This is a genomic window from Streptomyces sp. NPDC058000 (genome assembly GCF_042886435.1).
Lineage (GTDB): Bacteria > Actinomycetota > Actinomycetes > Streptomycetales > Streptomycetaceae > Streptomyces.
In genome coordinates, this window is record NZ_JBHVQS010000040.1 from 70,693 (window position 1) to 81,322 (window position 10,630).

At 73.7% G+C, this 10,630-nt stretch carries 9 protein-coding genes; 4 read left to right on the forward strand and 5 right to left on the reverse strand.

Annotation, left to right across the window (positions count from 1 at the left end; translation table 11 throughout):
- The first annotated feature begins 43 nt into the window (after nucleotides 1–43).
- Entirely contained in the window at nucleotides 44–739 is a 696-nt protein-coding gene (locus ACFVT2_RS29990; protein WP_390022847.1) for a hypothetical protein, read from the forward strand.
- 83 nt (nucleotides 740–822) lie between these two features.
- Entirely contained in the window at nucleotides 823–1,854 is a 1,032-nt protein-coding gene (locus tag ACFVT2_RS29995; RefSeq protein WP_390022869.1) for a serine/threonine-protein kinase, read from the forward strand.
- A gap of 116 nt (nucleotides 1,855–1,970) precedes the next feature.
- Here ACFVT2_RS29995 and ACFVT2_RS30000 read toward each other — a convergent pair whose 3' ends face one another.
- On the reverse strand, nucleotides 1,971–3,296 hold the full coding sequence (locus tag ACFVT2_RS30000; RefSeq protein WP_390022848.1) for a streptophobe family protein: 1,326 nt from the start codon (nucleotides 3,294–3,296) through the stop codon (nucleotides 1,971–1,973).
- 185 nt (nucleotides 3,297–3,481) lie between these two features.
- On the opposite strand from ACFVT2_RS30000, the gene ACFVT2_RS30005 reads away from it, so the two are divergent.
- Nucleotides 3,482–4,750 (forward strand): DUF6777 domain-containing protein, encoded by a 1,269-nt coding sequence (locus ACFVT2_RS30005; protein ID WP_390022850.1) that lies wholly within the window; start codon nucleotides 3,482–3,484, stop codon nucleotides 4,748–4,750.
- A gap of 192 nt (nucleotides 4,751–4,942) precedes the next feature.
- Nucleotides 4,943–6,115 (forward strand): Ig-like domain-containing protein, encoded by a 1,173-nt coding sequence (locus ACFVT2_RS30010; RefSeq protein ID WP_390022852.1) that lies wholly within the window; start codon nucleotides 4,943–4,945, stop codon nucleotides 6,113–6,115.
- Between the two features lie 81 nt (nucleotides 6,116–6,196).
- Here ACFVT2_RS30010 and ACFVT2_RS30015 read toward each other — a convergent pair whose 3' ends face one another.
- From ACFVT2_RS30015 to ACFVT2_RS30030, 4 genes are all read right to left on the reverse strand, one after another.
- The gene (locus ACFVT2_RS30015; protein WP_390022854.1) at nucleotides 6,197–6,595 is read right to left on the reverse strand and encodes a cupredoxin domain-containing protein; all 399 of its coding nucleotides are present in this window, start codon (nucleotides 6,593–6,595) and stop codon (nucleotides 6,197–6,199) included.
- Nucleotides 6,596–6,597: 2 nt separating this feature from the next.
- Nucleotides 6,598–7,167: a hypothetical protein gene (locus tag ACFVT2_RS30020; RefSeq protein ID WP_390022856.1), complete on the reverse strand. Its 570-nt coding sequence runs from the start codon at nucleotides 7,165–7,167 to the stop codon at nucleotides 6,598–6,600.
- Nucleotides 7,168–7,317: 150 nt separating this feature from the next.
- Entirely contained in the window at nucleotides 7,318–8,376 is a 1,059-nt protein-coding gene (locus ACFVT2_RS30025; RefSeq protein WP_390022857.1) for an aldo/keto reductase, read from the reverse strand.
- Between the two features lie 127 nt (nucleotides 8,377–8,503).
- Nucleotides 8,504–10,561: a phosphocholine-specific phospholipase C gene (locus ACFVT2_RS30030; RefSeq protein WP_390022859.1), complete on the reverse strand. Its 2,058-nt coding sequence runs from the start codon at nucleotides 10,559–10,561 to the stop codon at nucleotides 8,504–8,506.
- Nucleotides 10,562–10,630 lie beyond the last annotated feature (69 nt).

A 10,630-nucleotide genomic window follows, 5' to 3' on the forward strand; every position in this document is an offset into this window, starting at 1 on the left:
GGCCGTACGCGAGGAAGCACCGAGGAGTACCGAGGAGCCGCCCGTGACCGTGCCGGAGTTCCGTCCCAGTCATGTTGTTCCGCCCGGCGGGATGGCGACCTGGGCGGCCCCGGACGCCACCCGTCCGCTGGTGCCGCTCGATCCGCTGCTGCCCGTCCGGGTCGTCGAACGGCGCGGTGACTGGGCACTGGCGCTGTGCTCCAACGGCTGGTCGGCGTGGGTGGACGGGCGGCTGCTGCTGGCGGTACCGCACAGCCCGCCGGCCGCCGGGCAGCCCGCCGCCCGGACCGCGGACCCCCGGCCGCTGCTGGCCGCCGCCGAGGGCGCGCTGGGCCGTTACCGGCAGTTGGTCGAGGAGTTGCTGGCCGGGCAGCTGGACCGGGAGGCGTTCGCCGAGCGGTCGCGGGGGGCGCGGGTCGGGGCGGTGGTGGACGGTGACGCGGTGTGGCTGTACGACGCGCGGCACGAGCGGTGGTGCTTCTGCGACGGGGCTTCGTTGGTGACGTTCGCCGTGTCGGACGAGCCCGCGGCGGACGCGTCGGAGGGGCCCGGATCGGAGGGGCCGGCGGCGGACGGGCCGGCGGTGGACAGGCCCGTGGCGGAGCCGGACGCCGGCGCGGTCGGGGCGGCGGGCGGCGGGAGCGCCGGGGGTGCGGGATCCGGGGGCGGACTGCCCGCCGCGGCGGAGTTCCCGCCACCGTTCCCACCGTCGGTGGGCGGGCAGGGTGACCGGCCGTGAACGGGGGGCCCGCGGGTGAAGAGCGGACCGGACCGGACCCGGAGGACCCGGAGTCGGCCGGCCGGTCCCGGGAGCGGTCGACCGTGCCGGACTCGTCCGGGCTGCGCGGCCGCCGGATCGCCGACTACCTGCTCGGGGACGAGATCGGGCGGGGCGGTATGGCGGTGGTCTACAAGGCCGAGGACCTGCGGCTGGGCCGGACCGTGGCGCTCAAGCTGCTGGCGCCCGAGCTGGCCCGGAACGACACCTTCCGGCAGCGTTTCGCGCATGAGTCGCGGGTGGCCGCGGCGATCGACCATCCGCACATCGTGCCGGTCTTCGAGGCCGGTGAGACCGACGGCCTCCTTTACATCGCGATGCGCTACGTCCAGGGCCGCGACCTGCGGGCCCTGCTGGACCACGAGGGCCCGCTGCCGCTCCCTACCACCTGCCGGATCGCGGTCCAGGTGGCGTCCGCGCTGGACGCCGCGCACGCCCACGACCTGGTGCACCGCGACGTCAAACCCGGCAACGTCCTGATCGCCGAGGGCACCGACAGCGACCGCCCGGAGCACGTCTACCTGACCGACTTCGGGCTGACCAAGAAGTCGCTGTCGCTGACCGGCTTCACCAGCGTCGGCCAGTTCGTCGGGACGCTGGACTACGTGGCGCCCGAGCAGATCTCCGGACGTCCGGTCGACGGCCGGTGCGACGTCTACGGGCTGGCCTGCGTCGCCTACGAGATGCTGACCGGTTCCCCGCCGTTCCGCCGCGACGACGACATGGCGCTGCTCTGGGCCCACCAGTACGATCCGCCGCCGGCCCCGAGCGGGCTGCGGCCCGACCTCCCGCCGGCCGTGGACGCGGTGTTCGCCCGCGCGCTGGCCAAGGCACCGGAGGAGCGGTACGAGAGCTGCCGGGGGTTCGTGGCGGCGCTGCGGGCGGCCGGCCGGACCGGGACGGTGGGCGGCCCGACCACGCAGCCCGCGCCGACCCGGGTGGACGCCCACGCCGGCGGGACGGAGCAGAGCGCCCGACACAGCGCCGCGCCCCCGCCGCCCCCGCGCTGGGCCGTCCCGGTGTTCCCGGGGCCGGGCGCCGCGGGGGCGTCGGGGGGCGGCGCCGCGGGGTCATAGAGGTTCGGTGGTCACGGCAGCCCCGCACGGCGGTCCGGTCCGGTCTCGGCGGTCCGATCCGGTCTTCGGGACGGCGGTCCGGTCCGGTCTTCGGGAGGGGGTCCGGCCCGCGGACGTCAGTGGTCCGGCGGTGGGGCCCGGTGGGTGTCCCGGACCTCGCCGGGATGCCGGACCCGGCGCGCCGCGAGGCCCCCGGCGAACCCGGTGACCAGGCCCCAGGCGGCGCCCACCCCCACCAGCCGCCACAGCTGCGGCTCCAGGGTGACCGCGCCCCCCAGGTCGCCGCCGAGGTCGCCGACGCCGATCAGGGAGAGCCCGTAGTGGGCGTCGATCCGGGTGACCAGCCCGACGACGAGGAGGGTGAGCGCCAGCGCCACCGCCATCTCCAGGGCGTGCCGCCAGGCGGGTGTCCGGGCCGGGGCGCGGACCGCCGCGGTGAACGCGGCACCGAGCAGCACCACCGCGGCCACCGCCACCAGCAGCCAGACCCGCCCGTCGTAGGCGCCGAGCGAACCCAGGTCGACGGTGCGCTGCCCGCGGTGCCGCAGCACCTGCTCCAGGGCGTTCGGCAGCGGCAGCCCGAGCGCCTTGTCGACGTGCCCGGTCCAGGCGCCGCCGGTGCCGATGCCCAGCGCCAACCAGGCCACGTTCGGCAGCCCGAGCAGCAGCACCGCGAGGGTGCGGGCCGGGTCGCCGCGGGCGATCAGCTCGATGACGCCGACGACCAGCCCGATCGCCACGTAGGCCAGCAGGGTCAGCAGCATCGCGTGGGCCGGTGGGCGGAACGAGTCCTGGAAGCGGAGCAGGCGGGAGGAGAGCGGGGCCTTGCGGGAGACGAGGAAGGCCAGCACCAGTACGGCGAGCACCCACAGCAGCCCGTAGCCGAGGGTGGCCGGGACATCGGCACGGAAGCCGACGGTGGGGGTGCTGCCCAGGAGGGCGCCGAGTTGGTCGACGAGGGAGTTGCCGACGGTGATGGTGAAGCTGTGGCGGGCGGCGAGCGTGATCAGCCACAGCAGGACCAGCCAGCACACCGCCGTCCGGGCGATCCGGCCGAGCAGTTCGCCGACCGGGGCGACCGCACGGCGGCGCAACGGCCGCAGGAAGACGACGACGGTCACCAGAAAGCCGGCAAGGGTCACCGACAGCGGGACGGCGTCGACGGCGGCCTGGGCCTCGGCGATGATCCCGGCGTCGCCGGTCGCACTGATCGAGCCGCCGGCCGCGGTGACGACGGCGGCCGCGACCACCGCGGGGAAGCCGCCGCCGGGCAGTCCGCCGGCGCCCGCCGCCCACAGGCCGAGCGCGGCGGTCACCAGCATGGTGGCCAGGCCCGCCAGGGCGGTGCCGAGCGCCTCCAGCCAGCCGCGGAGGGCGGGCGGAAGGCCGTGGGACGCCGGGTCTTCGGGGCCGGCCGCTGTCGGGCCGCGCGTCTGGCTCACGCTTCTCTCCTGCGGGGCGCGGGGGCCGAACTGCCGTCCAGGCCACGGTACGCACGGCCGTGCCAACCCCGCTTGCGGAGGACGCCGCATCTGGGCACACAATTGCCCGTACGTGGCTAAATCTCCACAAATCTGGGCGTCATGCGCATTGCCGGATGGCCCAACAGCGCCGGGAAGAGGGACCCGTGACATCTACACCGCCACCGGACAGCCGACCGGGAAGCCAGCCGACCGGTCCACCGTCGGGTCCGCTGTCCGGCTCCCCCTCCGAGCCGTCCCACGAGCCGACCCGCCCCTGGCAGAAACCGGGGCAGCCCACCGCGCCGGGCGGGGGCCCGCCCCCGGGCGGCGGGGACGGCGGCGGGGGCGGAAACGGCGGCGGGGGCGGTGCGGGCGGCGGCGCCGGCGGGCCCCGGCCCTGGTGGCGGTCGGCACCGCGGATCGCCATCGCCGCGGCCGCGGTGGTCGTGGCCGTGGTACTGGCGGTGGTACTGACCCGCCCCGGGGGCGGTGGCGGGGGCACGGGTGAGCTGCACCTGGAATCGGTCGGCTCGACGGGCCCGGCCCCGTACACCGCCTCGACGGTCAACGGGGGCGGCACCGCGTCCCCGACGGCCACACCGTCCGTACCGCCGCGCGGCGACCACCGGCGCACCAGCGTGTCGGGGGCGGCGCCCGGCCTGTACGGCGGCAGCCGCGACAAGGCCAGCTGCGACGTCGAGAAGCAGATCCGCTACCTCCAGGCCAACCCGGACAAGGCGCGGGCGTTCGCCGGCGTGCAGGGCAAGAGCCCCAGGGAGCTGCCGGCGTACCTGCGGTCCATGACCTCCGTGCAGTTGCTGGTCGACACCTGGGTCACCAACCACGGCTACCAGGACGGCAAGGCGACCACCTACCAGGCGGTGCTCCAGGCGGGCACGGCGGTGCTGGTGGACGCGCACGGCGTGCCGAGGGTGCGCTGCGCCTGCGGGAACCCGCTGACGCCGCCGATGACCACCGGCCAAAAGGGCCTGAAGACGCAGGGCAAGCCCTGGCCGGGGTTCCGGGACGCGAACGTGGTGACGGTCCAGCCGGCACCGAAGCCGGTGCAGTCGTTCGTCCTCAAGGACCCGGACACCGGGCAGTACTTCGCCCGCCCGGAGGGCGCCGACGGCAGTACGGACCAGCCGTCGCCGCCGCCGTCCGCGTCGCCGTTCTCGCCGTCGCCGTCGTCCTCGGAATCCCCCGGCACACCGGGCGGCGGCTCGTCGCCGGAGTCCCCGCAGTCCCCGGGGGGCGGTACGACACCGGAGTCCCCGTCAGGTCCCGGCTCGACGCCGGGCGGGCCCTCGACGCCCGAGCAGCCCGGCGCCCCGGGGCCCACGACTCCGGAACAGCCCGGTAGCCCCGGGTCGCCCGGTGGACCCGCCGGGACCCCCGGAACGCCGGGCCAGCCGGGCGGCACCGCCACCTGACGCGGCACGCGTCCCGGGCGGAGCGCGACGGCACCACCCGGGACACTTGTCGCGCTCCCCCAGCTTCGATATCGAACTGTGTCCTAATAAACCGATGCACCGCACAACCTCTGAAGCGGACAAAACATCTGTATGTGCGGCGGATGCCTTCGGCTCCGCCGCCGTCCGTTGTTCAGCTTTGGAGGGACCCTCGTGCACGCCGGAACACGTCGCCACACCGCCCGGTTGATACCCGCCGCGCTCGCGGCGGGGTTGCTGATGACCGCGTGCGGGACCGGCGCCGGCTCGTCCAAGGCCGCGGAGTCGGCGGCCAAGGTGACCGTCACCCCGGCCGCCGGCACCGCCGCGAAGCTCGGCTCGCCGATATCCGTCAAGGCGGACGGGGGGAAGCTGACCACGGTCGACGTCAAGGACGACAAGGGCGCCAAGGTGCCCGGCAAGCTGACCGCTGACGGTGCGTCATGGACGTCCGAGGGCAAGGTCCGGCCGAAGACCACGTACACCGTGGCCACCAAGGCGAAGTCGACCGGCGGCAAGGAGTCCTCGGCCACCACGACCTTCACCACCGAGCAGGCCGACAAGGTCAACAAGCTCACCAACACGCCGGGCAACGGGCAGACGGTCGGCACCGGCATGCCGATCTCGATCCTCTTCGACCACCCGATAGCCACGAGCAACCGCGCCGAGGTCGAGAAGGCGCTGAAGGTCACCACCCAGCCGCACGTCGAGGGCGCCTGGGGCTGGGTGAAGGACTGGTCCGGCAAGGACCGGATCGACTGGCGGCCCAAGGACTACTGGCCGGCCGGCACCAAGGTGTCCGTCCACGGCGGGCTGGGCGGCATCAACTCCGGTGACAGCGGCTGGTTCGCGCGGGACTACGACTTCGACTTCACGATCGGCGCCGACCACAAGGCCGTCATCGACGTGCCCTCGCACACCCTGACCATGTATGCCGACGGCAAGGCGGTCGGCACCATCACGGGCTCCGCGGGCTCCCCGCAGGACCCGACCCGCGGCGGGGTGCACACCGTCCGCAGCAAGAACGCCGCCGAGACCATGGACTCCGCCACCATCGGCCACGGCAGCGAGTGGATGCTGGACTCCCAGTGGGTCACCCACCTCACCGCGTCCGGGACGTTCCTGCACTCCGCCCCGTGGAACCAGTCCATCGGCGTGGTCAACAACAGCCACGGCTGCTTCGGCATGAGCACCTCGGACGCCAAGCGGGTCTACGACTTCCTGTCGGTCGGCTCCACGGTCGAGGTGAAGGGCACCAGCAGCACCAAGAAGACCGACGTCGGCAACGGCCTGGAGGTCTGGCAGGAGAACTGGCAGCAGTGGCAGCAGCGGAGCGCGCTCAAGTAACCGGGAGCGCCCTCACGCAGCCGGGCACCGCCGCCCGGTCAGCGGCAGGAAACCGGTGGTGGGTCGGGCCGGGCCGACGGGTCAGCGGACGGTGAGCGTGCCCTTCATGTTCGGGTGGATCGCGCAGATGTAGGGGTAGTCGCCGGCCTTGGCGGGCGCGGTGAAGGTGGCACTGCGACCCGGTGCGACGGTGCCGGTGTCGAAGGGCTTGGCGCCGGTGGCGGTCACCGTGTGGGCCACATCGTCCTCGTTGACGACGGTGACCTTGGCGCCCGGCCGTACGGTCAGCGCGGCGGGCCGGAAGACGAAGTCCTTGATGGCGATCCGCGGGGCGGTGGGCCCGGCGGAGGTGGCGGACGGCGAGGCGGAGGGGGCGCCTCCGCCTCCGGAGTGCCCGCAGCCGGTGAGGGCCGCGGCCAGGCAGAGGACCACCGCGGCCGGGGCGAGGCGCGTCGGGGCGAAGCAGGTCGGGCGGCGCACGGTCAGTGCCCGCTGGGACTGCTGCTGGGGCTTCCGCTGGGCACCGGTTTCGTGATCCGGTTGCCCGCGGGGTCCAGGACGTACCACCTCGCGCCTTGGTCGTCCGAGCCCTGGCCGTTGACGTCGCCGGGCCGCTTGTCCTGGACGAAGTAGTAGAGCGGGTGCCCGTGGTACGTGACCTCCCGACTGCCGTCACGGCGGGCGGTGGTCCCCAGCAGTTCCTCCCGCACGCCGCTGCCGGCCGTGGGGGCGCCGCGCACCACCAGCGGTGGCCAGTCCTTGGCGCAGTCGCCGTAGCACGTCGACTCGCGGCCCCTGTCCGCCTCGAACAGGTACAGGGTGCGGCCCTGTCCGTCGACCAGGATCGTGCCGAGCGGCCCCGAGCGGGCGTGCACCGCGACCGGCCCCGCCGACGGGGTCGCCGTCGGCGGGGCGCTGGCCGGGCCGGTCCCGGAGGGGGTCTTGGAGCGCGACGGGGCGGTCCCGCCGCCCCCGTTCGAGCATCCGCCGACCGCCACCGCGACCAGCGCGACGGCGGCCGCGGTGACGGCCGTCGTGGCGGTGTTCCTCATCGCACGTCTCCTTCGGCACCCGTGGTGGCCCGGCGGACCGCCGGCCCACCTCACTAGAACGCAGCCGCAGCCACCCGGCCAGCCGGGCGGCGGCGTTCGGCGTACGGGGGCGTACCGGGGCGCCTACGGGGAGGGGTGCGCGCGGAGCGGTCAGCGCACCTCGTGGGCGGTGCGCCGGTAGGTGGAGCGCCGGTCCTCGATGGCGGACCAGCGGTCGCCGTAGACGGTCTCGGTGATGCCCGGTTCGCGGAGGAAGGCGTGCGGGAAGCCGAGCGGGACCTCGCTGGCGGCGTCCAGTCGCGCCACGGCGTCCGCGTCCAGTACCACGTCCACGCTGGCGAGGTTGTCGGCCAGCTGGCTCTCCTTGGTGGCGCCGATGATCGGGATGACGTTGCCGGGGCGCTGCCGCAGCCAGGCCAGGGCCACCTGGGCCGGGCTCCAGCCGCCCTTCGCGGCGACCTCCAGGACGGCGGTGACGGTCTCGTCCTCGTTGTGGTCCCAGTCGCTGGGCCGGTCGGTGGTGTCCAGTCGGCCGGACTCGCCGCGCCGGTACTTGCCGGTGAGCTTGCCGGCCGCGAGCGGGGCCCAGGCCAGCACGGCCAGGTCGAAGGCGCGGGCCTGCGGGAGCAGTTCGCGCTCCACGGTCCGCTCCAGGAGGTTGTAGCGCAGCTGCGAGCCGGCGAAGGCGGTCCAGCCGCGCAGTTCGGCGAGGGTGTTGGCCTGGGCGATCTCCCAGGCGGGCCAGTCCGACACGCCGAGGTAGAGCACCTTGCCGGCGCGCACCACGTCGTCCAGGGCGCGCATCACCTCCTCGACGGGGGTGAAGTTGTCCCGGGCGTGCACCCACAGCACGTCGAGCCGGTCGGTGTTCAGGCGGCGGAGGCTGGCCTCGACGGACTGCACGAGGTTCTTGCGGTGGTTGCCGCCGGCGTTGACGTCGCCCTCGGCGGTGGCGCAGGTGTACTTGCTGGCCAGGACGAACCGGTCCCGGCGGCCGGCGAGCAGTTCGCCGAGCATGGTCTCGGAGCTGCCGCCGGTGTAGTTGTTGGCGGTGTCGAGGAAGTTGCCGCCGGCGTCGGCGTAGGCGTCGAGGATGCGCGCGCTGGTGTCCTTGGCGGTGCCCCAGCCCCATTCCTCGCCGAAGGTCATGGTGCCCAGGGCCAGTTCGCTCACCCGCAGGCCGGTCTTGCCGAACAGTGTGTACCGCATCGGTTCCCCTTCGGTCGGTGGTGGGTCACACGCTAGGAGCTGGAGTGCGCTCCAAGGCAAGGCGACATTCCCGCCGACGGGTGGCCGGGAGGCGCGGACGCTGCGGCGCCTCCCGGCCGGGGCCGGGTCAGCCGGTGCGGAGCGCCGGGTCGCTGACGCCGGGCTTACCGGTCTCGACGTGGCCGGCGAACCGGCGCAGGAAGCCGGCGTCGGTGTCGGCGGTGACCGTCAGGTCGTACCAGCGCTTGCTCCCGGTGAGGTCGACGGGCTGGGTGACGGTGCCGCCCGGGTCCACCCGGACGGTCTGCTTGGCGCCGCCGTAGGCGTTGGCGATGGTCAGCCGGCAGGGGGCGGTGCCCGGGTTGGTGAGGGACAGTTCGACGTGGCCGGAGGCGGCGTCGTGGCGGGCGGTCACCTCGGGGGTCTGCTTCTTGCCGGGGCCCTTGAAGGTGCGCAGGAAGCCGTTGGGGCCGTGCACCGTCAGGTCGTAACTGCCCTTGGAGTAGCTGGTGTTCCAGGTGTCGGCGAGGGTCTTGCCGGCCTCGGTGGTGTACGTCCAGGGGCCGTCGGTGCGGTTGGGCGCGGTGACCAGGAAGCAGGCGCCGGCGGCGTTGCCGCCGCTGAAGGTGAGGGTGAAGCGGCCGCCGGCGACGTCCGCGGTGCCGTCGGTCAGCGGTACGTAGGCCAGCGGGCGGCTGGGCCGGGAGCCCGCTTCCTGCTTGGGCAGGACGGGGTTGGCGGGCGGCGTGGGGTGGTAGCTGTCGTGCCGGTTGTGGTCCGGCGGCTGGTAGCCCTTGGTGTCCGGGAGCGCGGCCGGCTTGGTGTTCTCCAACGAGAAGTCGAAGGCGGAGGTGAGGTCGCCGCAGACGGCGCGGCGCCAGGGCGAGATGTTGGGCTCGTGGACGCCGAAGCGGCGCTCCATGAACCGGATGACGGAGGTGTGGTCGAAGACCTCGGAGCAGACGTAGCCACCGGTGCTCCAGGGGGAGACCACCAGCATCGGGACGCGCTGGCCGAGGCCGTAGGGGCCGGCGGCGTAGGTGGCGTTGCCGGAGAAGTGCTCCAGGGCGGTGTCCACGGTGGACCGGCCCTGGTCGGCGGAGGCCGGCGGGAACGGCGGGACGACGTGGTCGAAGTAGCCGTCGTTCTCGTCGTAGGTGATGAACAGGGCGGTCTTGCTCCACACGTCGGGGTTGGAGGTGAGCGCGTCCAGGACCTGGGAGACGTACCAGGCGCCGTAGTTGGCGGGCCAGTTGGGGTGCTCGGAGAACGCCTCGGGGGCGGCGATCCAGGAGATCTGCGGCAGCTTGCCGGCCTTGACGTCGGCCTTGAGCTGGTCGAAGTAGCCGTCGCCCTGCTTGACGTTGGTGCCGGTGCGGGCCTTGTCGTAGAGCGGGTCGCCGGGCTTGGCGTTGCGGTACTGGTTGAAGAAGAGCAGGGAGTTGTCGCCGTAGGTGCCGCGGTAGGCGTCGTCGATCCAGCCCCACTTGCCGGCGGCGTCCAGGCCGTCGCCGATGTCCTGGTAGATCTTCCAGGAGACGCCGGCCTTCTCCAGGCGCTCGGGGTAGGTGGTCCAGCCGTAGCCGGCCTCCTCGTTGCCGACGACCGGGCCGCCGCCGGTGCCGTCGTTGCCGACGTAGCCGGACCACAGGTAGTAGCGGTTGGGGTCGGTGGAGCTCATCAGCGAGCAGTGGTAGGAGTCGCAGATGGTGAAGGCGTCGGCGAGCGCGTAGTGGAAGGGGATGTCCTGGCGGGTCAGGTACGCCATGGTTCCGGTGCCCTTGGCGGGGATCCACTGGTCGTACTTGCCGCCGTTCCACGCCTGGTGGCCGCCGTGCCAGTCGTGGTTGAGGCCCTCGATGAACTGCATGCCGAGGTTCTCGGCGTCGGGGTGGTAGGGCAGCACGTCCTTGCCGCCGTTGGCCTGGTACCAGACGGACTTGCCGTTCGGCTGGGTGACCGGGCGCGGGTCGCCGAAGCCTCGGACGCCCTTCAGCGAACCGAAGTAGTGGTCGAAGGAACGGTTCTCCTGCATGAGGACGACGATGTGCTCGACGTCCTTGATGGAGCCGGCGCTGCGCCGGGCGGGGATGGCGGCGGCGCGGGCGATGCTGCCGGAGAGGGCGGTGACGCCCGCGGTGGCGCCGGCTATCTGGAGGAATCGCCGGCGGTTGATGTCAGCCATGTGTCTGGGAACCTCGCGGGTGGGGGGGGAATGACGGGGGTCTGATCGGGGGCGCGGTGCGGAAGGGGT